Source organism: Paenibacillus sp. JNUCC-31 (assembly GCF_014844075.1).
Classification (GTDB): domain Bacteria; phylum Bacillota; class Bacilli; order Paenibacillales; family Paenibacillaceae; genus Paenibacillus.
Window position 1 is genome coordinate 837,433 of the sequence record NZ_CP062165.1, and the last position, 24,538, is coordinate 861,970.

Sequence of the window (24,538 nt, forward strand, 5' to 3'; positions counted from 1 at the left end):
GCTTCATTCATACGTATTATACGTAACCGAAACTTATTTGCGCGCGGCAATCGCCTCGGATACCACCATGGCGAGATCTTCATTGCCGAACATCGACAAGACACCCAGTACTGTATCATCCGGAATGTCACCGGCTTCCTCCTTGGATACTACCAGCTTCAGCACCTGCTGCAAACGCTCGTTGCTCAGTTGATCCGGGTAGGCTTGCCGGTACATCTCTTCCGGGTCCAGTCCGTGATTGACACACCACTGGACGAATACCAGAATCATCATTTCCTCTTCCTGTTTATAGGTCTCAATCACAGCTTCCTCGATCTGTTTACTGCGTTCCTTTTCATATTCATCCATCGTATTATTCCTCCAAAATGTGTATTCTACACCCAAACTATTTGCGAATCAGTTGTTCAGCAAGCTCATGACTGTCCATCACATGACTTGCACTGATCAGACAGTCGTCAGGTGCCTCCAAACAGGTCAGAAAATCATCAACAGCTCCGGTAAACCCTCTGCGCGTCCATACGGAATCCCAGCTGCCAAACGTTTCGCTCCGTAAAAGCCCTTCCTTTTCCACATAACTGGCTGTTTCCATGTTCAGAACTTCTACCGATCTTCCGCCGCCGTGCAGTTCTACCTTCTCCAGATCAGCCCCCGCCTGGCGTACCATATCAAAACGGCCATAAGCTGTTTTGCTTAGTTTGGCTGTTCCCGCCGCATGCAGCATTTGGCCCAGATCATTTTTGCGTATCCACTGATGTAGCAGTTCTACATTATGATCCGAATACCACAGCATCAGGTCAAGCATATGGATCAGGTCATCATAAATGGTTTCCGCAGCAGGACGCTCCTGAATGCCGGTTCTGTGTTTTGTTACAGTCAAGGATTCGAAGCCTTGTCCAGCCTGCATCCATTCTTTTGCTTTTTGGTACATCGGTGCAAATCTTCGGTTAAAACCTACAGCCAGCAATAAACCCTGCGCCTCGGCAAACGCCGTCATCTCTTCCGATTCGCGTAATGTATACGATAGAGGTTTGTCCACGTATACAGCCAGTCCCTGTTCCAAACATTGCATGACAATGTCAAAGTGAGCTTCCGTTGCAGTATGTACGAACACTGCGTCCAGATCCCATGACAACAGTTCTTTCAGGTCTGTTGTTCCATGACTTAATCTATACGTATGCTGAATCTCCTTTACTGGCTCTGGGGATCGGTTCATGATACCCGCAATTTCCACACCAGAATGAGCACTTAACAACGGCAAATATACTTTACGTGCAATATCCCCGAGTCCAATGATACCGGCACGGGTGCGCTTTTTCGTTTCCATGATGTCATTCCACCTTCAGATGAATTCAATATTTCCACGTCCTATAGTGTAACCCTTCAGGCAGCAACTTGCCAGTGATTGCAGGTGGGGTGGAACGAATTGTTCATCCTTGGGTGGATCGTGGTAAACTTTAGAGGAATAGCAAAACAGATTGGAAGAAGTCAGACCCTTTCTAATCTGAAAGGAGCGTTTGGAAATTTGCGAAAATGGTTATGGCTCCTCTTATATGTTTTACTTGCCGGAGTCACGTTTATTTACAGATATGAACTGCTGGCCTGGACGGAGCTGCACCAGTCCATCCCGCTTTTACTCGCCATGGCGACATTGTTTGCTCTTGTACCCGTAATTCCGTACAAGATCGTCATTATTGCCTTTGGCTATAGTTATGGTACCTCAACAGCAGCCTGGATCTGCTGGCTTGGGACCACACTTGCAGCGCTGCTGGTATACACGGGAGCAAGAACGATATTCAGAACTCAGGCCAGATCCTATCTCGAAAACATCCGAGGTCTGAATCGATTCACGACCTGGATGGAAGCTCATCCCTTTATGGGTGTCATGACGATGCGTCTGTTGCCGATTGTCCCCCAAATGGCAGTCAACATCTATGCGGGCATAACCTACACGCCATTCTGGGTCTTCATGGTGGCTACCGCGATTGGCAAATTGCCAGGAATTTTTGTTTTTGCCTATGCAGGGGCACAAGCAGAAACATCGATATGGCTAAGCCTGCTGATCCTTGCCGGATATCTGTTGCTCATGGCAGTTATATTGCTCTTGTTTCGTTTGCGTACGCGTAAAAAAATCTGAATCGGAGGTTCAGAGGCCATTCTGTTCCATCTCATACGATCCGGGTTGGTTGGCTTGCCAATTCAGGATATAATAGAAGTGTAAGCCAAATTCTTGTGTTAACCAGTTTCAATAATATCGGTAGATTGCTGGAGCGAGTGATCGAATTGGAGCGACAGCTCGAACACGAGCGCTGGATCTTCATCAGAAATGGAGTGAATATAAATGGAACAACATTCAATTGAAAAAGCAACTTTTGCAGGAGGATGCTTCTGGTGTATGGTATCCCCTTTTGAGGAATTGCCCGGCATTCATAAGATTGTATCGGGTTATACTGGCGGACACACCGAGAACCCAACCTATGAGGAAGTCTGCTCGGAGACGACAGGACATGTAGAGGCGGTTCAAATTACGTTTGACCCGGCCATCTTCCCTTATGAGAAGCTCGTTGAGCTGTTCTGGCAACAGATCGATCCAACCGATACGGGTGGCCAATTCCATGACCGCGGATCATCTTACCAGACGGCCATCTTCTACCACAGTGAAGAACAACGCCAAATTGCGGAAGCTTCCAAGGCTGCTTTGGAGCAAAGCGGACGTTTTGACAAACCGATCTTCACACCGATTTTGCCAGCGAAACCGTTCTACGAGGCAGAGGAACATCATCAAAATTACCATCGCAAGAACCCTGCCCACTACAAACGGTATAGCAAAGGTTCTGGTCGTCAAGACTTTATCGAGCGTAACTGGTCAGGCAAGGTGGATAAAAGCGATCTAAAAGAGCGCCTTACACCGCTGCAATACGAAGTGACACAAAATAGTGCAACTGAACCGGCGTTTCATAATGAATTTTGGGATCACCATGGTGATGGAATCTATGTGGATATCGTGTCTGGTGAGCCGCTGTTCAGTTCCACGGACAAATACGATTCCGGCTGCGGCTGGCCAAGCTTCACCCGTCCATTGCGTGACTACAACGTCAAGGAAAAAACCGATCTCAGCCACTTCATGATTCGTACTGAAGTGAGAAGCCGGGAAGGCGATTCCCATCTGGGTCACTTGTTCAATGACGGTCCTGTCGAAGCTGGAGGCATGCGTTATTGCATCAACTCCGCGGCCCTTCGTTTTGTACCCAAAGAAGATCTGCAAAAAGAAGGCTATGGCGAGTACACTGTTCTGTTTAACTAAATGATAGATTCAGCAAAGTAACGGAATGCAATCAAGCTGCTAGCGATTCGACCGCACCTTTAACTTCTTTACGATTCGCTAAACGGCCGACCTGCCGGAATTGGAGCTAACAGCTTGTGCTCGGTTCGTTAGAGAATAATAACACCAAAAAGGGATTTCCCGTCATGTTGATGACGTATGGGAAGTCCCTTTTTGGTCATGCTTTTTTTATCAAAGGATTGGAAGAGGGTTTACATCCTTACCTCCTCACATCAGCTTACATTAAGCTTAGATTGAACTTACAATCCAACCAATCCAGTATGCGAATGGAATAAGCAGCAGCTGCGCCAAAAGAGTCCCGAATAGACGGGATACGAGCATGCAGCCATAAATCTGATTCATTCGATCCAAACGGATCTCACCGCGTAATGATTTGTCACTGAGGAGAGAAATCCGTGGATCAATCAGGATCGTCAGCAAAATGGTAGCAATGCCGTTAATCAGCCCAGTCGATTGGGAGGCAGCAACAGCCTGCCCTGGATAAAGATACGCAGCGTAAAGACTGGACAGAACTCCAGTCGTATAGATTGCTGTCACCGCTACATTCAGCATCATTAACCGTCTTGGCATTCCGTGCTGTACTAACCGTTTGGCCATCTTCCAGGATGGCGGAGTGATGTAATACGCTGCATTTCTAATCTTGCTCCGCTTCAGCATACTGCGAACCATCACCGGAATGGAACCGGCTGCTTCAAAATGCACGACCATTCTTGATGCAAGCTTCACCATGGTTGGGAAACATAATATGGCTAGAGCCGTCCCTACAGTAGCCGCCCCCATAAGCCAGTGCAGCTGCACGGCAAAATGGGGATTCCCTCCATTCGTCGCGGTATCCACCAGATTGCCCACCATCGGTCCTTGTGCCATATTGGAAGTACGGGATACCAGCAGCAAAATTCCAGATAGAGATAGAGCCAGCGCTATTCTTCGAGTACGCAATCCCCCAAGGCGCAGCGCATAGGACAGGCTGTCAGCAGCATGAATAAGCATCGTAAATAACATGGGAATGGCAAGACTCAAACTAAACATATGTAGATCTCCTTATCTTCCACTAATCGTTTTTATTGTACTTTTTGGATATGGGAGCATTATACTCCTCGCCCATATAAAAGTATAGAAATGGTGGAAAAATCTCTACCGAAAAATGTGTGAATGCTACGACTTATGCATCTTGACCTATCCAAAATAAACGTTTATCCCTCCCTCTACAGGGTAATATAAAACTAACTTACTACTATACAGGAGGGAATTACTATGCCGTGGAACAAACAGGATTATCCGGTTTCCATGAAAAATCTGGAGCCTCGTGTCAGACATAAAGCCATTGATATTGCCAACGCACTCCTGGATGACGGATATGAGGAAGGACGCGCCATTGCGATTGCTACGGCAAAAGCGGAAGAATGGGATGAGAATCATCCCACCTCGAAGAATTCGAAGCAGGGTACGAAACATTCTTCTTCAGACAGTGGATCAGAGCATGGAAAATCCTCATCTGAGCACCGTCATTCCGAGCCGGTCTCTTCTTCCAAAAGCCATGATAATATTCATGTTGTCCCTACGGACTCCGGCTGGGCCATCAAGGAAGAAGGGCAATCCAAACCTCTCTCCACGTTCCGAACCAAAGCTGAGGCCGTAGATGCTGCCAAGGAAAAGAGTGAAAAGCAGAACATCCGGGCGATCATCCATAATGAAGATGGTCAAATTGCCTCTTCCATCAAACCTTGAGTGAATTTGTGATATGGATTGTTTGGTTGGGAACTTACCATGTTTGTCGGTCGCCTGCTGATATGTCAAAAGCCCTTTTGCTGCTAATGGGATCTCATCCCATCAAGCATGCAAAAGGGCTTTTTGGAGAACCAAAAACCACCTTACCCGAGAATGGTCCATTCAGGGATAAGGTGGTTCGCTGATTTAATAATTTAGTGATTAATGTGATACCCCTCTAGCCACCGAAGCTCGTTGGGACGCACCGCTGACTACTTTGGCTGCAGTGGATACGGGCAGCTTCACAGCTGAGGTCGTAACCGTGCGGCGAGCCGGGAAACTGACCATGTACGTAATCACTTTGCTGGCAATCCATACGGCCAGAATGGTATATAAAGTTTCTTTTACCGGTAGAAAGAAAAGCGACAATCCGAGTACAAACGCATCGCTGACAAAGAAAACCGTTCCCAGCTTCCAGCCCTTCCAACGGCTAATGAGCACCGCCAGAATGTCATCTCCGCCTGTCGCTCCTCCGAAACGAAGCACCATGCCAGCTCCCACGCCAGTTATAAGACCGGACAGGACGGCCGGAATCCACAGATTGCCGTGAAACGGAATGACCAGGGTGGAGTACCGCTCAAACCCGTCATAAAACAATGAGAATGCGGCCACACCCAGCAGCGCCTGAATCATGAACTTCCAGCCTTTGATGAACCAGGCCAGAATCATGACTGGAATATCCAGCAGCAGCATGCCGATGGCAGGTGATAAGCCTGTCGCGTATTTTCCAAGCAGGGCCAGACCGACAAATCCGCCCTCCGATAAATGATTCTGAAAATTAATGTGATAGTAGGCAAATGCCAAAATAAATGTTCCGAGCAGCATAATGGCGAATTTGATCGCCTCTGTCTTAACTTGTTGTAAGGTTAACGATGTTCTCTTCATTCAGGTTCCCTCGCAGTTTGTAAAGGTTGGTTTGCACCGACCGTACACTGCAAAAGGCAAGCCTGGAAGAAATCATCGTATTTGTCCTTCGAATATTATTCATTCCAATCCCCTCTTTCGCAGAGTCAGCCGTTTATTTCTTTACGGTGGTTTACTCTACAAGGGGCGCTAAGTGTAAGAGAGATCGTAACGTTTCCAGATCGTCCTTGGGGAGATTATCCTTCGGGAACTCATGGTATCCTGATCCTTTCTGTCTGTTGGTGGTTAGCTATGCTTGGTTAAACAAATTGAAATATTACACTATGCACAAAGTCGAACGTCTGATATCACACTTAACCCACTTCGATCGCAGTACCCTCTTTCGATCGCTGTTATCCACGAATTTTTCTGATCCCATATTTCAAATGGGAAAATTCGTTGATAGCTTATGCTTTCGAAGCAGCTTTCTTTCAGAAAGCTTTCAGGCGAACGCTTCGCTTCTACAGACGGGTTCTGCACTCTTCGTTCCTGTGTGAATGTAAGTTCAACATGATTCAAAACGTGTAATCGTTCATTCTGATTAAACACCAAAGCTAACTTGCTTGTTCTTCTATTATATAACACCGATGTGATTGGGTCGAAACAGCAGACCCTTCAAATATGCGCAAAAAGCACACTCTGGCCTGCCTGAGCCGCCAAACAGCCACACCAGGACAAGCTTCTCTAACTAATGGTGCAACCTGCTCCTTCATTCTATGACTGAAGCTTCCAAATATAACTGTCCAGTCACCCAACTGTGACAATTTGGGTCCATTTTTTATTTTTCCGCGAATTTTATAGGAAACATCTCCCTCTTGCACATACACTATAGCAAACGTAATCGGTTTTTGGGTCCAGCTAAACGTTTCCAGACTTACTCTGCTGTTTATGGTATAATATAACAATTGATTCCCACTACCGTTTAAGCGAGGCGGATTGATGAAAACGTTAAAGCCAAGAGTCTTTATTGGCTGCTCGCTGGAAGCGAAGCCGATTGCAGCCGCAGTACACGAAAACTTGCGTTTCTCGGCCGAAGTTACCCCTTGGTACTCCGGAGTTTTTAATCCAAGCAGTTATACGATGGACGATCTGGAAACAGAAGTGCGTACGACTGATTTTGCCATTTTTATTTTTCATCCGGATGATATATCGAAAATTCGCGGGAAGTACTATGCCTCTGTCCGTGATAATACAATGCTGGAAATGGGTTTGTTTATGGGGCGGTTAGGAAGAAAACGCATTTTTTTCATTCTCCCTGAGGATATTACGGACATCAAAGACGCATCCAAGATCGAAGGTTTGCGCATGCCCACAGACCTGTTAGGCTTAAATCCACTGGTTTATGAAATTCGTTCAGACGGGAAATGGGCACCAGCCGTATCGGTGGCTTGTTCCAAAATCGCAGACAGCATCGAAGAACAGGGGCGCTGGAGCGATCCTGAAGTAGAGCAGATCATTGAGAAGCATAAACGAACTGAAGGAGAAGCGCGGTTGCAGCTGCTCAAGTTGCTGCGGTTCTTTAGGGAATTGCTGCGCACCCGCAAAGCAGATGCCAAGATGCTCGAGCGAATGAGTGACGCCCTTCGTACTGCCTTTGTCTCTCATCCCCCATTTGCCGTACGCGGGACCGCCATATACCGTACAGATGACAGTGGTCATATTGAACAATTATGTGGTAATGTGGGGGAACCGGGGAGAAAATATAACTTGTCCGCCAACGACGATAAGCAGCCTGATGATCCGAAGCGAATATTGGTTATTGATTCTTACCGGGAGAACAAAATCAAGATCAATCTCTACGACGACTACCTTGAGAAAGAATATCTGCTATGCTATCCTGTAGCCAAGAGGTATGTAATTACAGTCCACATTATTGGGCATATTGATGCAGATGAGGCGATATTTCAGCAGATGGATTTGGAGAATCGTCATCTGTTCAACGCCATCAACGATTTGTTAGGAGGCGAACCGGAATGAAACCGGAAACGAAAAAAATAAGCAAGCGCTGGGGCAGCGAGAAAAAGGTACGCCTCAGTTCTGCGCCCGAATCATCACGACCGGTTCCGGAACCCAAGGAAGAAGATCGTTTCCACAAACCGGCCGTACCCTTGACCACGATTGGCCCTTCCCTGAAGGGTAAGGAAAGACCATACAAAGTGATTCTTGAAAAAGAGGCTCTATACGAGAAGCCTCAGTATCTGGCATAACCGCATTATACTCATATACAACTCTGCCGTCTGGTTCGGCAGATGATTTGCCCCCGCCGCCCAAGGCAGGGGCTTTTTTGTTGCTGTTTTTCAAAAAAGAGCTGCCATTCCCATAACCACTTCCGTAATAGCTTGCAATCCATAAGACCGTTTCTTCATGCCCTTAGGTTTCCTGCAAAAGCCAAAAATTATACCTTATTTTGGAGAAGGCCTGTCCTTATTTGAACACCTTACACTTCAGCATAGACAGGATATGGTCCCCTTCCAATATTCCCCGGTTGTAATGTGTACCGACATCCTCATATAGATCATAATACAGGAACATATGTTCTGTAAATAACAAATTATATTTTTTAGATGAGTTTCTAAGAGATAGTTTAGTCGTCTGCATGTCATCTAATCCAACACCCTATGCAAAGCAAACAGGCAACGCAGATCTCGCGTTGCCTGTTCCAATAACAATATCAAATACAGTTCAGAAAAATGTATTGTTATGAATCTATATTAGACCGGACCGCTGAAGCAATCTACGGATGATCACGGCTGTCTCTGCACGGGTAATCAGCTGGTTGGGAGCAATGGTCCCATTTCCGCGTCCAGACACCAGTTCAGAGTGAATGCTGGCCGCTACTGCTTCCTTCGCCCAGCTTGCTACTTGCCCAGCATCTGCATAGTCAGACCATTGCTGAACGTCCACGGCAGGTAAAGTCTTGTCCATTCCAGTCACTGTCATAGCTCTTGTAATGAGTGCCATGGCTTCCTGACGAGTAATCTGTGTCTGTGGACGGAATGTCCCATCTTCATATCCATCGATCAGACCGTAGCTGGATGCCATGTTCACTGCATCCGCGTACCATTCGCTTCCATTCACGTCTTTGAAAGAGTTCACCTGCTCTCCAGGCTTCAATCCCAATCCACGTACCAGGATGGCAGCAAATTCTGCACGTGTAACTTCACGGTTCGGGTCAAAAGTGGTGTCTGTGATGCCTTGGATGACCATACGTGAACCCATATCATTCACTTCGATCTCGGCCCAGTGTCTGGCAACATCGGTGAAGGTATGCGGATGCCAGATGACGGCATATACACTGTTGGTCAAGCTGTTAATCTGGGCGTGGTATACCCCATTGACCTGTGTAATTTTCGTTGGTACATGGCGTACAGAGCCATCAGCATCCACTACAACACCTGTGGTGATCTGGTTTGGATCAACGTTAGCCGGTAATGCAATCGTACGTGATACATAGCTATTGAACTTATCCACGCTCACGAATTTGCCATCGAAAGTGGCTGTTACTTTGAAATCAATCGGTGATCCCAAAAGAGCATATCCATTTTGCTGAGCTGCTGACTGTGCTGTCTGTATGACGGCCTCTGTCGGCTGTGAGATTTCGATTCGCATTTTGATCTTCTCCAGGGAGTCACCTGAATTCACACCCAATTGCTGGGCAAGTTGATCCACATTAACCTGTTGTGCAGGCAGCGTGTAAGAAGCAACATCGGTTTGAAGCACCAGTATTGCTTGTTTGTCAGCCATGAGTTTGACTGTCTGACCCGTCAGCTCACCAACGATCAGATCTCCTTGGCTATTGCCTTTTACAGGAATCGTAACGATCGCGTTGTTTCCCTCAGTTGCGAGTTTTTGTGCAATAAGTCGTGCGTCCACTGCAAGGGTTACAACTTTTCGTCCGTTCACTTCACTAGTGGTTAAGCTGCCTGCGTTCTCGGCTTTACCGTTCACAAGCACCTGAGCCCCTGTGGATGGCGGAGTTACGACGTTGTTGGTCCCTGGTGTACCTGCATTGCTTCCCGCAGAACCGGAACTGTTCGAACCACCAGATCCCCCACTGGAACTCCCATTTTCACCCGTTCCTCCTGAATGATCACTGTTGCGTTTAATGTTCAGCGTATATGTTTTCTTGCTTATTCCGTCCAATGCAGTCACTTCAATAGTGATTGTATTCACTCCGCTGACCAATGGCACAACTGCGCTTTTCCCAACAATTCCGTTAATTTTAACTCCCACGCCCGTTTGTCCCGGTTCAATGCTAATCTCAGTCGAACTAACGGAACTGCTGACCGTCGCTTCGTACATCTCTACATCCGGACTGAACGCTGGAGACAATGTAATATGAGGCAGAGTGATTTCACTTAGTTTGGCGTTACTGCTGTCGATGCGGTTGATGTTAAGTGTGTAGTTATTTCTGCTACCATCCTCCGCTTGAACGTTAATATTTACAGGGTTCGAACCATATACCAAATCCGTAACAGTATAGGTGTAAATACCATCCGTCAACGTTTCATCTGTGGCACCTGTTACAATTACGTCTTGTCCTTCATTTGCTTTACTCAGAGAAAAGCCCATACTCGTTACATCGGATTCGACATCTACGTGATAATCAAGCTCATCCGCAGAGAAATCAGGTGTGAGCTGCCCTGAACTTACCGTCAGACTGGAGAGTGTTGCTGTAGATGACTTCCATTTGGCATAAAGCGTTATATCTTTCGTCAAATTTGTAGTAAAATCAAAAGCCTGCTGCAACTGGCTATCCTGATACCAGCCAAAGAACGTGTATCCCGATTTTTCTGGCGCGTCAGGAATGATTGCCGAGCTATTGTAATTCACCTTTTGACTAATAACCTCGGTTCCACCGTTCGATTCAAAACCAATATGGACATAAAGCGGTTGCCACTGTGCGTATAGCGTAACGTCACCATCATCCATGGAGAATATGTCCGCTGCACTGTAACCTATTCCACTACCGTCTGCGGCTGTATTCCATCCAGTAAACTGATAATCTTCCCTCTCCAGCGCTCCTGCGTTATCCAGCACTGTCACCATTGCATCTTTTTCGTATTTCTGATTATCTACCGGGACACTGCCTGTGGTCGCACCGTTGGCATTGTACACCACCGTATGTCCCGTAGAAAGCGTCATGACTGTCATCTTATTACTCTTGGTATTATCTATATAAGCAACATAAGGCATTCCATTCGGACCAAAAGCAAGCGAAGTTTCGTTTATTTGGCCTGCAGAGAACGGCTTCCCTCCGACCATAGTCCACTGATTTCCATCCAGCTTCATCATGACACCCTGCGGCTCCATACTAAAATTAACTATATTTCTAAAAGCGGTGTAAGGTACACCTTGCGGATCAAAAGCCAAAGACAGATTATACGATGCTCCTGAAGAGAACCCCGCGTTTCCAACCACTTCCCACTGGCTGCCATTGAACTTCATTACGGTTGCTTTGTAACTTGTTGATCCATCTTGAAAAGCAAGATAGGGCGAACCATCCGGGCCAAAAGCTAACGAAGGATCTGATGCTTGTCCCGGTGTAAATCCTCCTGCACCCACATTTTTCCACTGATTGCCTGCAAACTTCATTACAGTCAATTTATTATTCGTTGAATCTTTAAATGCAAAATAGGGAATTCCATTAGTATCAATAATCAGTTTGGACATCTCCAGTGCAATACCTGTCGTAAAACCGGCAGTGCCAACGGTCTCCCACTGATCTCCACTCCATCTTTTAACCGTCACTTTAGAATCTGCAGCATGATCCCGGTAACCAATGTAGAGCGTATCATCAGGACTAAATGCAAGCGTAACGTACACCGCAGCGCCAGCCGTAAAACCATCGCTGCCCACAACCTCCCATTGATTTCCGTTAAATTTCATAACCGTAGCTTTGTTGTCATTGTCCATATCCTGGTAAGCGACGTATGGAACGTTCTGAGAGTCAAATGCGAGTGACGTAGTCCAAACCTCACCAGCAGAAAAGCCGAGCGGTCCGACAGATTTCCATCCGCCAGAGATGTATTTCATAACCGTTGCTTTATTGTTATTGCCTACATCCCTAAATACAGTATACGGTGTACCTTCCCGATCAAAAACTAACGTAATATTTTCTACCTGTCCTGTTGTGAAGCCGGCTCCACCTACGTCTGTCCATGTCCCATTTGCGGCATAGGCGCGATCCACGCCCAACGTCTGAAATCCGGGAACACCTCCGAAAATGAGCAGACACACCAATAGCATCGCAATCACTTTTCTAACCTTTAGTACCTTCCTATTCATCATCTTCATCCTCTCCCTTGCTATATAACATCCGCTTGTTACTCCCCAACCCGTACTCTATCTACATCCACATCCTACGAAATTTACTAAAAAAGCTAGTTACTTTGCTAGTAGACAAATTAGCTACTTATATTCTTCTGGTATGTATCTCTGATTTTTTTATCTCCTTTCTGTGCAATAACAAAATATATAGACACTATAACGATTCATTCTGAACCGATTCTGAACATCAGGCTAAAATGGACTGTTTCTGCTAAGCAAACATGCTCCTAATGTATCTGTAACCGACAGAAGGTAAGCATTTCGGGCATTCAAACCTGGAATTATACATAGGACTGTAAAAAATTTCAGGTTGAAACCTGTATGAGTCAAGCTTATGCTGACTATAATACAGAACAGGAACATTCGTTCTTAATTCGATCGATTTATATTCAAGCTAAGGAAGTGAACGTATGTCATCCTCCCCTTCCGCCCCATCCCCTGCGGATGAGGACCATCGTTTGATTAAAAGCATGGTTGTACGCACCCTCCTGCTGGATGTGCTTGAACGGGATATTCGAACACTGGATACGTTGCAGCTCAAAATGCCGGAGGTCTACATCCTGTCTCTAACCCGTATTCAGAATCATGTACTCAAGGAAATGCTGGAACTTCGCAAACAGATGAGAATCCGTGGTGTCAAGGTTCTGGAGGAGAAACGGCAAGTCGAAGGAATTGAAACCCAGTATATGTGCAGAGGATATTTGCAGCGGTTCTATATGCTGTGGACGTTTGCGCGGAATGAAGTCAAAAAAGAGCTTAGCCGGCATCTGGATATGGATTTGACCCGGCCGTTATAGCTGATTCATCTGCTTAATGTACCCGTTATCGTTTGAATTCACATTTCTTAGTCCACTTACTCCTCAGACTCCCCACCCTTCTGCCTAATCAAAACAGGTTGACCCGGGAAGGCTGCGTTCATTAAGATGGAATAGACTTGTCTGGACATTTCGTTCAGACCTGCAATGAAAATCAATGCCTTTAACCAAACAAGCCTGCCAGACATTAATGGCGGACAGACTTGTCCAGCGGGATTGCTTTCAACGTCTTATCAATCAAGGAGTTGTACTTCATGGATTTGGATTTGAACTCGACTAAACAAACAGCCAGGCTTACAGGCGTTGCCGCAGATGTCACCGAACTGATCGGCCAAACACCTGCCGTTCGACTGAACAGACTTACAGGCAACGATTCCGCTGACGTATATGTTAAACTGGAATATTTCAACCCAAGCGGCAGCGTCAAGGACCGTGCCGCCTACAACCTGATCGTTCAGGCTGAACGGGCAGGACTGCTGCTTCCCGGCGCAACCATTATCGAGCCGACCAGCGGCAATACAGGGATTGGTCTTGCGATGAATGCCGCTGCCAAAGGATATGAGGCCATTCTGATCATGCCGGACAACATGTCCAAGGAGCGCATCAACATTCTGAAAGCCTATGGCGCAAATGTGGTGCTCACCCCCGCTGCGGAACGGATGCCTGGTGCGATCAGCAAAGCAAAGGAGCTTCAGGCCGACATTCCGGGAAGTTTCATTCCCCAGCAATTCGAGAATCAGGCGAACCCGGATATTCACCGGATCACCACCGCTCCTGAAATTATGCAGCAGATGGAAGGCAAGCTGGACGCCTTCATTGCTACGGCGGGAACAGGCGGCACCATTACGGGAACCGGGGAAGAACTGCGTAAGCAGTTACCCGGTATTCGCATCTATGCGGTGGAGCCCAAAGGTTCTCCGGTGCTGTCCGGTGGCGAGCCCGGACCGCACAAGCTCGTCGGTACAAGTCCGGGGTTCATTCCGGACATTCTGAATACCGACGTGTGGGATGCCATCATCCAGGTGTCCGATGAGGACGCACTGGATACGATGCGGCAGCTTGCTGCCCGGGAAGGGCTGCTGCTCGGCCCTTCCTCTGGGGCTTCGGTGTGGGCCTCCCTTCGCATCGCGAAGGAACTGGGGCCGGGGCACCGGGTGCTCTGCATTGCGCCGGATACCGGGGAACGGTATTTGAGCATGGGTATTTTTTAACATAGCTAAATTTGTACACACAAAAAAAGAGGCTATCTCCTGCTCCATAAGTCATAAGGATGACAGAGAACACCCCGTTTTTAGCGTTCATTGATTCTAAAGAACCGAGCACACGCTATCCGCTCCAATTTGCGCAGGTCTTACGTGTAACGAATCACAGCGACGTTATTTCTCCAAATTCGGTCGATTTTTAGGTTCAAAAGCCATTTTCGGCGGAGTAACGTTACTGAGGTTCGTTAAAATTGGCATTTCTTGATTATTATCCTAATAGGGTGCGGTAGGTTCGTTAGCGCTTGGAGCGACGTGGAGTGAGGGGAAATCCCTCTCAAGACAGCCCCTTGATCCTTAGCGGAACGTAAGGTAGAGAACAACATCGATTCTGAAGAAGCACAGCGTTCGCCTGTATACTCGATTCCTCTCCCTTTAGAAAAAAGAGAAGTATATTTGAAGATAACTACCAAAATAAGCTCTTGCTCACATACGGATGGTGTATCCGCAGAGAACAAGAGCTTTTTTCTGATGGGAGCCATTTCGGCCCGGTTAGAACGTATAATCCAATGTACATATAGGATTTAGTACGATTTTGTATGATTTAGAATTCAGCTAGTTAGTGTGTCAGGGTTGTCCATTCCACACCTTCGGGAAGCAGGGCCGCAATGCGGTCTTTGGCTTCCTTTTTGGTATACAGCGATTCATCGAGAATGACCGCGGAACCGGAATCCGTGCTTGTCCGAATCAGACGTCCAAGACCTTGCTTCACACGCAGGAGCATATACGGAAGATCGATCTCCTCGTAAGGCGCCGCTGATGCACTGCGTTTCGCATTAAAGACAGGGTCCGGTGGCGGATATGGAAGTGACCAGATCACGACGTTGGATAGGGACGGTCCTGGAACATCCAGCCCTTCCCACAGATTGACGGAACACAGCACACTCTCCTCATCCTGCTGGAAGGCGGCAATCAGGTCACTGATCTCACGATCTCCCTCATACATAAAACGCAATCCTTGTGCTTCCGGCACATGAACGATATCCTGCTTGAACGCACGCAATTCCTCCATGGTACGGAACAGGATCAGCGCACGTCCTCCACTCTCCTGAAGCAAAGACACGGCGTCGCGCATGCGATTTTCATTTTCGGAGTGACCTGGTAGAGCCTCGTTCGTAATCTTCATCTGCATTTTGTCCGCGTAGTCATATGGAGAAGCAACGGAGAACGATACAAAATCTTCAATTCCCAAGCTGTCTGCCACATAACGGAAGGAACTGTCCACGGATAATGTTGCGGATGAGAAGACAATCGGAATACCGGTATTGAACACGCGCTCGTTCAGCATTTCCTTCACGGTACGCGGCATGATCGATAAGGTTGTTTCGTCTTCGCTCTCTTCCGCCCAGCAGATGTAACCATCTTCCTTGCGGAACAATGCAAGTGCAGACTGAATCATATCCAAATGTTCTTCCACCACACGCATCTGATAACCATCCAGCGAGAACAATCCGCTCTCAAATACCAGTTCCTCACCGATCGCATCCAGCACACTCGTCAGACGTTCAATCTCACGCAGCAGTGGCGGCTCTACCCGAACTTCCTTCCGTTCCGATCCCGGAATCGCCACCGTATACGTATCCAGCAACGCAAACAGTCGTTCACTGCTCTCAATCGCTTCATCCACACGCTCCGCGAGGGATTCACGAATCTCTCCTTCTAACAGTCGAGTGACGAGTTCCTCAAAGATGCGGTGTTTCAGCTTGTAGCTCAGTGCGTTCAGGGCTGCTTCTTCCAGCAAATGTCCTTCATCAAATACAACCGAGCTGTGATCAGGCAGGAGTGGCAATTGTCCCTCGCGTTTGCGCGCTTCATAGGTCCACACATGCTCCATGTAATAATCATGGGAACAGATGATGATGTCTTTGGAACGACGGTAATGGTCACGCGACAGCGTCAGGCCGCAGCGTTGTCTTTTTGGACAAACAAAACAATCCTGGAACGGGTCCCAGTTGATTTTGTTCCACTGACGATCATTCAGATGTGGATACTGTTTGCGGTCACCATACGGATGGAAAGCCTGAAGTGTACCCGGCGTATTCACAAAATCCGGAAGACTCTCATGCACTTCTTCAATCACAGGCGCATCTTCATCCGCAAATCGCATCGCACTTAATTTGTTCAGACAGACGTATTGGTCCGGGGACTTGCCCAGACGTGCGTCCACTTCCAAATCCAGATGAGCAGCCAGCTTCGCAATATCTCCGCCGGGCTTCACCAGTTGTTCAATCAAGGACTCATCGGCACAGGCGATCACCGCCGGTTTGCCTGTATAACGTGCATAACAGACCGCGTAGAGCAGATAGACTAACGTCTTGCCTGTTCCGACACCGGCCTCCGCCATAATGGTCTTTTTATCTCCATAGGCCCGTTCGAGCTGGTACGCCATAAAAATCTGTTCATCCCGTACCTCGAAGCCGGACTCTGGCAAAATATCGTAAAAAACATCGGCTACCCATTCCCCAAGACGGGATACAAAAGGTTCAGCCGGATCATATGCAAAAGGATAACGTTGTGTAGACAATCCTAGGTCAGCCTCCATTCTTAGACAAAGCGGTCCGATTTCATTTTTCCGTTCCAAAAAGGCCGCTGGGCAAAAGTTAATTATCTCACGCGGTGAGGCGGGTGACAAGCTTTTTTTGCGAGGAAATTCGAGGGGCGATAGGATAGGTTTTTCAAAAGGTAGCTTAGATGTTCGTTGGTTGCCACCATGTATAGAACCTGCCCACAGGGAAAATATATACAGGAATCCACTTTAAGGAAAGGCGGTGCTCCACTCCATGAATCATCAGTCTTCACAACCAGAGCATTCCTCAGACAAATCAGCTGAGACATTAACGGATCGACAAGGGCATCCCATTACGGACAATCAGAATGTACGAACCGTTGGCAGTCGGGGACCGACTACGCTGGAGAACTATCATTTTCTCGAAAAGATTACTCACTTCGACCGTGAACGTATTCCTGAACGTGTGGTCCATGCCCGCGGCGCTGGCGCTCATGGCGTATTTGAAGCGTATGGAACAGCCGGGGATGAACCGATATCGAAGTACACACGTGCACGTCTGTTTCAGGAGAAAGGCAAACAAACGCCTGTGTTCGTTCGCTTCTCCACCGTTATACATGGTGGACATTCACCGGAGACCCTACGGGACCCGCGCGGGTTTGCTGTAAAATTCTATACCGAAGACGGCAACTGGGATCTAGTGGGTAACAATCTGAAAATCTTTTTCATTCGCGACCCGCTCAAATTCCCGGACATGGTACATGCCTTTAAGCCCGACCCTCTGACCAATGCACAGGATATGGAACGGTTTTTCGATTTTGTCTCGCTAAGTCCTGAAGCTACCCATATGGTGACATTCCTCTTCTCTCCATGGGGCATTCCAGCGAATTATCGGCAGATGCAAGGGTCGGGTGTTAATACATACAAATGGATCAATCAGGAAGGCACGGGCGTACTCATCAAATACCACTGGGAACCGCTCAATCAAGGGATACGCAACCTGCTGCAAAAAGACGCGAGCGAGATCCAGGGACAGAATTTCAATCATGCGACATTGGATCTGTATCACGCCATTGAGCAAGGAGACTATCCCGAATGGGAGCTGTGCGTTCAAGTGATGGAAGACGGCGAGCATCCGGAGTTGGATTTCGACCCGCTGGACCCAACCAAGCTATGGCCCCAGGATCAGTTTCCTTTTTTACCTGTGGGCAAAATGACTTTGAATCGTAATCCCGAAGATTATTTCAATGAAGTGGAGCAAGCGGCGTTCGGGACAGGTGTCCTTGTGGACGGGCTGGATTTCTCAGATGACAAACTGCTGCAAGGGCGCACTTTCTCCTATTCAGATACCCAGCGTCACCGGGTGGGTGCAAATTACCTGCAATTGCCTGTAAATGCACCGAAGAACCGCGTTGCGACGAATCAAAGCGGCGGGCAGATGCAGTATCAAGTGGATCGTGCACCGGGTCAGAATCCGCATGTGAATTACGAGCCTTCGTCGCTCGGGGGCTTAAAGGAAGCTACCCCTCGTGGCAAGGAACATGAACCATTGGTGGAAGGCCGACTTGTGCGCAAGAAGATTGAGCGAACCAATGACTTTGGACAAGCGGGGGATACGTATCGGGCGTTCGAAGATTGGGAGCGAGATGAGCTGATCAGCAACATGGTCGGTGCTTTGGCGCAATGCAAACCGGATATCGGGGAGCGTATGATCTCTTATTTCACCCAAGCCGATGCAGATTACGGTCGGCGCGTCTCTGAAGGGTTGGCCTCTGTACCAACCGATGATAGTGCCACAGTCCAACCGAAACATGAACCAAGTGTCGAGCAAGCAGAGAAACGCAGTCGTGAGACGGACGGATATTAAAATAGCTGGACAGCGTTTAGACTGATAAGTCTGACAGTGTTAGTACATTCGAGTATTTTGAGTAAGCAGATTACGTACTGAATTAAAGATAGCCCTGATCGTCAGGTTGCCATTTGCAGCTGCCATCAGGGCTTTTTCATGACTAGCTTGAGTGTAATCTCCACTTCAGGATGCATACTGCTATTTATTTTAAATTAAATGAAGTTCATATGAGTGGATCGAAGGTAAGACTTGTGCTCGGGGAATGGAAAAGCTTACTTCTCTACGTTCATTTCAGATGATTCTTCGTTAAATGAGAGCTATCACCCAATGGAAAGATTACATAATTCACGTGATATTACAAGCCTTGGAAGGTTGCAGGCCTGACCTGCCTGCATGTACCTCCATCTGATCAGATGATTATTGATGATAACGCTTACAACATTTACCATAAAGCTGTGTCCTAGAGATTACACCTAACCAGCCGGCATGACCTATCTCATAGGTAACGGTCTGGTACACGGCTACCACATGCTCTTCATTCTATTCCCAATTAACCAAGGAGGTTTGCGTAATGAAATTATTCCCATCTACATCCACTCATGCATCTGTACGATCCGAACGTTCTCTGAAATCGAAAATGGCCCAGATCTGTCTGAGCGCCGCGTTCCCTCTATTATTGATTGGTGGTGGATCGGCTGGTGCTGAAGAGCTGATCGAGAGCAGCTTGCAATATCCCTCTGAATCGGTGGAGACTTCGAATATCGCACTTGCTGCGGGTGATCTGTATGTGTCTCCTGGCGGTTCAGCCAGCAATCCGGGAACACTCAACAGCCCTACGTCACTCGCTAACGCATTAACCCAGATCGCCCCAGGCAAAACCATCTATCTACGCGGCGGTACCTATAACTTCTCCCAGACCATTACCATTGAACGTGGCAATAGCGGAACATCAAGCCAACGCAAAAACCTTGTGGCCTATGGATCGGAAAAACCGGTCTTTGATTTCTCGGCCCAAGCCTTCGCTTCCACCAACCGCGGGCTGCAAATGTTCGGAGACTACTGGTTCGTCAAAGGGCTTGAGGTGAAGGGTGCGGGCGACAACGGCATCTTCATCGGAGGTAGTTACAACCGTCTGGAGCAGATTGAAGCTCATCACAACCGGGATACGGGTATTCAAATGGGACGTTATACTTCCACAGCCGCCAAGAGTGAATGGCCTGCATATAATGAAGTGATTCGTTCCTACTCCCACAACAACTATGACCCGGATGACGGCGAGGATGCAGACGGTTTTGCGGCCAAACTGACCGTAGGCCCGGGCAATGTCTTCGACGGTTGTATTGCGGCCTATAACGTAGACGATGGCTGGGATCTGTATAGCAAAACGGACACAGGCGCCATCGGCGCGGTTACGATCCGTAACAGCATCGCCTACGCGAACGGTGCAACAGCAGACGGTACTTCTACCTCCAACAGTGATGGCAACGGCTTCAAGCTCGGCGGCGAGAAGATTGCAGTGAATCATATTGTTGAGAACAGCATTGCCTTTAATAACAAAAAGCATGGCTTTACCTACAACAGCAATCCCGGTTCGATCCAGATGAAAAACAACACCTCCTGGAACAACGGACAAAGCAACTTTGCCTTTGATGTAGGCACCCACATCTTCACCAACAACCTGTCCTTCCAAGGCGGCGCCAGTGACAAAACAAGCGGAACCGACGTCAGCAGCACCAACGTCTGGTGGAAAAACAAAAAAAGCGAGAACGCCAAAGGCCTGCTCGCCAGCGCAGCCGACTTTGTCTCCCTCGTGCCTTCGGTAACACGTAGCACGGACGGAACACCTGTCTTGAGTAATTTCCTGAAGCTTGCGAACGGTAGTGATTTGGTTGGATCGGGTACGCCATCGGGTACAAATATTGGTGCGAGATAGGTGGTAGGTAATAAGATAAAAGAATAATTAAAAAGCAAAATCCCCTCCCCCATGCCAGCCTGATCGGTGGTAATGGAGAAGGGGAATTTTTTGGATTTGAGTTCGTTGTGTGCTGGTTTCTAGTTGATAGATACTCACGGTTTGGCTAAAACCTCAATCATCAGTCTGCCGCCTGTGCGAAAACCTTGCTCAAACGCCGCTTCCACATACATCGACGTGGATTGTCCGATCAAGTCGATCAGTTGCTCCAAAGCATCGTATTCTGTATCTGTGAGATTTGTTTTGTAGTTTTGCATCATGTCCGATATTTGATGATTGATTTCCTGATACTCGGCCTGCTCAGGATGAATCGACTCGTCCAACCGCAAATTCCCGTGAAACAAATCTTCGATCAGGTTTGACATGTTATCCTTCATGGTAAGGTCACCTCAGGAAGATTGTAACTCAAGGGATGAGGTGAGATGGGGATTTAGCGGGAAATCCACTAGTTTTTTATTGAGTCGAAATTATAGTTAAACTCATACCTCAAACACCAAAGGAAGCTTATCTTGCTGTAGTCAACGCTCACAAATGGCTCACATTCTGTCATATGGAGGCAAAAGAAAAAGCACCACGAGGGGTGCTTTAGTTGACATATTTATGATCATTTCGCTACTATCATTTGAATGATATGCATTTATCCCAAAGGATTAAGACTAAGGGCTTTTATCAAAGATTCCTTCATGTTTTGAATAAACTCGGCGCGAGTTTCAGAAGAAATTTCCAACAGAGACAGATAAGGATTCAAGTCCTCCAGTTCAACTAATAGCAGTTCTCCTGATAGTGTGCGACATGCATCCACACGTTGAATACCACAGTCAATGTTATTCCAATCAATACTTTTGTGCAAAAGATAAATCTTGTTCAGTAGGTGTATATTCTTTCAATTCCCAACGTTTATCCTTATCCGGTGCATACAATGCGTACTGATAGTCCTTGTCAATGAAGTAAAAGGATACCTCGTATTCAAAAGGGATAAACGGTTGCACCAGAATACTCTGCTGCTCATTATCAATTTCATTAGTTAGTTCTTCTTTAGAAATTTTCTTCATGCCAATGGAATCAGCGCCATCTTTTGGTTTGACAATGAAGTATTCTACCTCGGGTAGAAATTTAACATTTTCAACGGAATCTATCGTGGGTATAACCGGGAAATTCACATTTGTTAATTCCAACAAATACTCTTTTCCATTCATATCTGCTTTGCCATTAAATGAATTGTAAGTTTTTAGTTGCTTGTCTACTATTCTCTTACGAAAAGCTTGATACTTTTCTTTAAAATTGGCAACAGGACCTGCATTTCGAAAGATAATTAAATCGACAACATCCTCGAAGCTCTCGATATCCTCCGGATGGCAAATAATCAAGTCGAACTCTTCTCTAAGTTTGGAAGTGAGATACAGGTCTTCTTCATAATAGTTTCTGCCTTTAGCTGGATAGTAAAGGTCTGTTACAAATAACAACTTCTTCAAAAAGGAACACCTAACTTTCGTATTCTTTTTATTAACCCATTCTTAACATATTATACGATGTTAATCTCCTATTCAAAGAAAATAAGAAAAAGTGAGATGCGGAACGCCCCAGTCATATACTGCTTCAGCAACTGTGCATTTCATTCTCGCCTGAATTCCAACTCTCACAGTAACACAAAAAGATCATATGGGCTTCAAATCAGACTCATAAAGCAATCAATATTATTTCTCGCAAACGGTACCGTTGTCATTAACGATTTTTCTTGAAAAGAATATCCAATCGATATTTCAACATTTTATCTTCTCTCACAACTTCCAAAGAATAAAAGTATGTTTGAAAATCATTATAATAATTTTCTTTTCTCCAATATTGCTCGATTTCTTTAATAAGCTTTTTGATTTGATGGCACCAAGTCCATTGTTCATCGCTAATCTTGCCAGTGGGCACAGGAAAAAATAATGATTACTTTCTATACTTTCTAAAATGTTACTCTTAATTGACTCATTTGTTGAAATAGAGTAAATAGAATTTAGTAGTTGACCTATATAAAAGTGGTTACTATACTCATTTCGGTCAAAAAGAACTTTAATATGGGAAACAAGTTTTTTAAAATATTCATATTCTAACTTCTTCAAAATCTTATCAATTACTTTTCTTGCTTTTTCACTTTCAGTAGGAGAAAACCACGAATCCCCTATACTCTCTTTTGTAATATCAACTTCTCTCTGGAAGAAATTAGATCTAAAACTTCTTCGTCGTTAATCCCAAAATCTACAGACAATATTTCGCACCATGAGTATGCAGAAGTTAGATTTGTGATAATCTCACCAATTTTCTCATCTCCTTGCAGATTTTTACTGTACTTTCTAGTATGATTTATCATCGCCTCAATTTGTGACTCCGATGAAAAAAAATTATGAGGTTCTTCTTTATAATTGTTAATATTTGAGATTAAACTGGTAAACACCTCTTCGGAATATGTGCCTGTCTCAAACCATTTTTTTATATGAGGAAAGATACTTTTGCACATATCATTATCAAGTGAATTCTTTAATATGAAATTACATAAGTATTCTATGACTCCACTACCTTCAGTAGTATAAAATATATTGATTAATTCACTGTTAGGTGCATCATGGTCTAATAACACCATCTCTCCATTATGTTCAATTTTGAAAACTACTGAGGCAAAACACATCCTGTAAAGATCATCTCTCGTAAACTTCTCACTAAATAAATCATCTCCAAGTGTTTGAGTTACTTCTCTAATAAAATGATTTGTTTTTTCAAAAGTCCTCAAATTTTTAAATTTTAAATCCGCAGCAAGATTACCAATTACTCTCCATACTTCATCTCGCAAAATCTCTCTTGGTGCTTCGTCAGCATACTCTTCAATAGTATAAATTCTATCGATTGCTTTTTCTCTAAAGTTCGTGTAATCAGCTTTCTCTTCATCATCTTTTATGTGATTAGTAGCAGCAACTAAAACTACCTTAATCTTATCTATTTTAGAAAGACTATCTACCACACCAAACACTTCCTTAATGTTTAAATCATTATGCTTCCTTTCTAAGTCATCGAAAACAATTATAAATGTGTCTTTCTGGCTTAACTCTTTATTTAATGTGCTTAACATATTTTGTAGCACTGGTATTGATAGAGAAACACCAAAATAAGATACGTCTAGCGAATTCATTTTTTGCCTTAATATACTAAAGTACTTTTTCATTTTCCCACTTGGTAGTTGGTCTAATATTTGGAAATATATCTCTTGAAGCATAGTATTAACATCTTTTTTTCCAAATAATGATACATAACAGGTATTTGAGTAGTTACCTATGAAATTAGATATGTACTTTGTCTTTCCAATCCCCCATACTCCATCAATTAAAATTTTCTGATAACTTGATTCCTGAAATTGTCCGAGAACTTTTAATATCTCATTTGCTTTCATAAATTATCCTCCAATCATTTGCACGAGTACTAAAATAATAGCACATGTAAATAATTATAAAAGCTCCAATCAGATGCCTGAAGGTATTCTAATTAGAGCTTTTTGTTATACTCTCTTCTAGAAAAATGACAGTCCTATTGTGTGGCGGAATACATATTTTTCTCTTTAAAGAGAGTGACGTTGGTTAGCTCGCTTCGAATCTTCGTCCTAAAATCTTAGTGCCCGCTTGCTGGCTTAGAGTCGGTACTGCTCATACACCCAAAGTTGCTTTCAAATTAGAATCGTGACATTCACCCTCTTGTTCGCATTTAGATCAGATCAGTTTGATCCATAAGACGAGTGCTTCTTACCCCCTTGAATTAATTTTGAA

Annotated in this window: 19 protein-coding genes; 9 read left to right on the forward strand and 10 right to left on the reverse strand. The window is 45.7% G+C overall.

Annotation, left to right across the window (positions count from 1 at the left end; genetic code table 11):
• Positions 1-33: 33 nt before the first annotated feature.
• Positions 34-348 carry a hypothetical protein gene (locus JNUCC31_RS03585; protein WP_192268605.1) on the reverse strand — a complete coding sequence of 105 codons (315 nt, stop codon included), beginning with the start codon at positions 346-348 and terminating at the stop codon, positions 34-36.
• Between the two features lie 37 nt (positions 349-385).
• Complete coding sequence (locus JNUCC31_RS03590; protein WP_192268607.1) at positions 386-1,324, reverse strand: Gfo/Idh/MocA family protein; 939 nt, start codon at positions 1,322-1,324, stop codon at positions 386-388.
• Between the two features lie 198 nt (positions 1,325-1,522).
• On the opposite strand from JNUCC31_RS03590, the gene JNUCC31_RS03595 reads away from it, so the two are divergent.
• Positions 1,523-2,134, forward strand: a complete 612-nt coding sequence (locus JNUCC31_RS03595) for a TVP38/TMEM64 family protein (RefSeq protein ID WP_192268609.1) — start codon at positions 1,523-1,525, stop codon at positions 2,132-2,134.
• A gap of 204 nt (positions 2,135-2,338) precedes the next feature.
• Positions 2,339-3,301, forward strand: a complete 963-nt coding sequence (gene msrA, locus JNUCC31_RS03600) for a peptide-methionine (S)-S-oxide reductase MsrA (RefSeq protein ID WP_192268611.1) — start codon at positions 2,339-2,341, stop codon at positions 3,299-3,301.
• Positions 3,302-3,568: 267 nt separating this feature from the next.
• On the opposite strand, the gene JNUCC31_RS03605 is transcribed toward msrA, so the two are convergent.
• Positions 3,569-4,369, reverse strand: coding sequence for a lipid II flippase Amj family protein (locus tag JNUCC31_RS03605; protein WP_192268613.1), 801 nt, complete (start codon positions 4,367-4,369; stop codon positions 3,569-3,571).
• Positions 4,370-4,594: 225 nt separating this feature from the next.
• Here JNUCC31_RS03605 and JNUCC31_RS03610 point away from each other — a divergent pair, with 225 nt between their 5' ends.
• The gene (locus tag JNUCC31_RS03610) at positions 4,595-5,068 is read left to right on the forward strand and encodes a DUF2188 domain-containing protein (RefSeq protein ID WP_192268615.1); all 474 of its coding nucleotides are present in this window, start codon (positions 4,595-4,597) and stop codon (positions 5,066-5,068) included.
• Between the two features lie 201 nt (positions 5,069-5,269).
• Here the strand turns inward: JNUCC31_RS03610 and JNUCC31_RS03615 are convergent, their stop codons facing one another.
• Positions 5,270-5,992 (reverse strand): YitT family protein, encoded by a 723-nt coding sequence (locus JNUCC31_RS03615; RefSeq protein ID WP_192268617.1) that lies wholly within the window; start codon positions 5,990-5,992, stop codon positions 5,270-5,272.
• A 957-nt stretch (positions 5,993-6,949) separates the two neighbouring features.
• Here JNUCC31_RS03615 and JNUCC31_RS03620 point away from each other — a divergent pair.
• Together JNUCC31_RS03620 and JNUCC31_RS03625 are read left to right on the forward strand one after the other, a co-directional pair.
• On the forward strand, positions 6,950-7,987 hold the full coding sequence (locus JNUCC31_RS03620; protein WP_192268619.1) for a nucleotide-binding protein: 1,038 nt from the start codon (positions 6,950-6,952) through the stop codon (positions 7,985-7,987).
• Positions 7,984-8,217 carry a hypothetical protein gene (locus tag JNUCC31_RS03625; RefSeq protein WP_064636670.1) on the forward strand — a complete coding sequence of 78 codons (234 nt, stop codon included), beginning with the start codon at positions 7,984-7,986 and terminating at the stop codon, positions 8,215-8,217. Before JNUCC31_RS03620 ends, JNUCC31_RS03625 begins: the two co-directional genes overlap by 4 nt.
• A 499-nt stretch (positions 8,218-8,716) precedes the next feature.
• Here JNUCC31_RS03625 and JNUCC31_RS03630 read toward each other — a convergent pair whose 3' ends face one another.
• The gene (locus tag JNUCC31_RS03630; protein WP_192268621.1) at positions 8,717-12,301 is read right to left on the reverse strand and encodes an S-layer homology domain-containing protein; all 3,585 of its coding nucleotides are present in this window, start codon (positions 12,299-12,301) and stop codon (positions 8,717-8,719) included.
• A 449-nt stretch (positions 12,302-12,750) separates the two neighbouring features.
• Between JNUCC31_RS03630 and JNUCC31_RS03635 the strand changes: the two genes are divergently transcribed.
• Together JNUCC31_RS03635 and cysK are read left to right on the forward strand one after the other, a co-directional pair.
• Complete coding sequence (locus JNUCC31_RS03635; RefSeq protein WP_192268623.1) at positions 12,751-13,137, forward strand: YhjD family protein; 387 nt, start codon at positions 12,751-12,753, stop codon at positions 13,135-13,137.
• A 272-nt stretch (positions 13,138-13,409) separates the two neighbouring features.
• The gene (cysK, locus tag JNUCC31_RS03640; protein ID WP_192268625.1) at positions 13,410-14,366 is read left to right on the forward strand and encodes a cysteine synthase A; all 957 of its coding nucleotides are present in this window, start codon (positions 13,410-13,412) and stop codon (positions 14,364-14,366) included.
• Between the two features lie 607 nt (positions 14,367-14,973).
• Here cysK and JNUCC31_RS03645 read toward each other — a convergent pair.
• Complete coding sequence (locus JNUCC31_RS03645; protein WP_228469482.1) at positions 14,974-16,938, reverse strand: ATP-dependent DNA helicase; 1,965 nt, start codon at positions 16,936-16,938, stop codon at positions 14,974-14,976.
• Between the two features lie 256 nt (positions 16,939-17,194).
• Between JNUCC31_RS03645 and JNUCC31_RS03650 the strand changes: the two genes are divergently transcribed.
• Both JNUCC31_RS03650 and JNUCC31_RS03655 read left to right on the forward strand, forming a co-directional pair.
• On the forward strand, positions 17,195-18,787 hold the full coding sequence (locus JNUCC31_RS03650) for a catalase (RefSeq protein ID WP_192268627.1): 1,593 nt from the start codon (positions 17,195-17,197) through the stop codon (positions 18,785-18,787).
• 553 nt (positions 18,788-19,340) lie between these two features.
• Positions 19,341-20,702, forward strand: coding sequence for a right-handed parallel beta-helix repeat-containing protein (locus JNUCC31_RS03655; protein ID WP_192268629.1), 1,362 nt, complete (start codon positions 19,341-19,343; stop codon positions 20,700-20,702).
• A 134-nt stretch (positions 20,703-20,836) separates the two neighbouring features.
• Here the strand turns inward: JNUCC31_RS03655 and JNUCC31_RS03660 are convergent, their stop codons facing one another.
• The 4 genes from JNUCC31_RS03660 to JNUCC31_RS03670 all read right to left on the reverse strand — a co-directional run bounded on the left by JNUCC31_RS03660 (position 20,837) and on the right by JNUCC31_RS03670 (position 24,168).
• Positions 20,837-21,118, reverse strand: a complete 282-nt coding sequence (locus JNUCC31_RS03660; protein ID WP_192268631.1) for a DUF6809 family protein — start codon at positions 21,116-21,118, stop codon at positions 20,837-20,839.
• A 456-nt stretch (positions 21,119-21,574) separates the two neighbouring features.
• Positions 21,575-22,213 (reverse strand): ATP-grasp domain-containing protein, encoded by a 639-nt coding sequence (locus JNUCC31_RS03665; protein ID WP_228469483.1) that lies wholly within the window; start codon positions 22,211-22,213, stop codon positions 21,575-21,577.
• Between the two features lie 306 nt (positions 22,214-22,519).
• Positions 22,520-22,849 carry a hypothetical protein gene (locus tag JNUCC31_RS33080; protein WP_228469485.1) on the reverse strand — a complete coding sequence of 110 codons (330 nt, stop codon included), beginning with the start codon at positions 22,847-22,849 and terminating at the stop codon, positions 22,520-22,522.
• Between the two features lie 59 nt (positions 22,850-22,908).
• A complete protein-coding gene (locus JNUCC31_RS03670) occupies positions 22,909-24,168 on the reverse strand; it encodes a P-loop NTPase fold protein (protein WP_192268634.1) in 1,260 nt (419 codons plus the stop codon).
• Positions 24,169-24,538 lie beyond the last annotated feature (370 nt).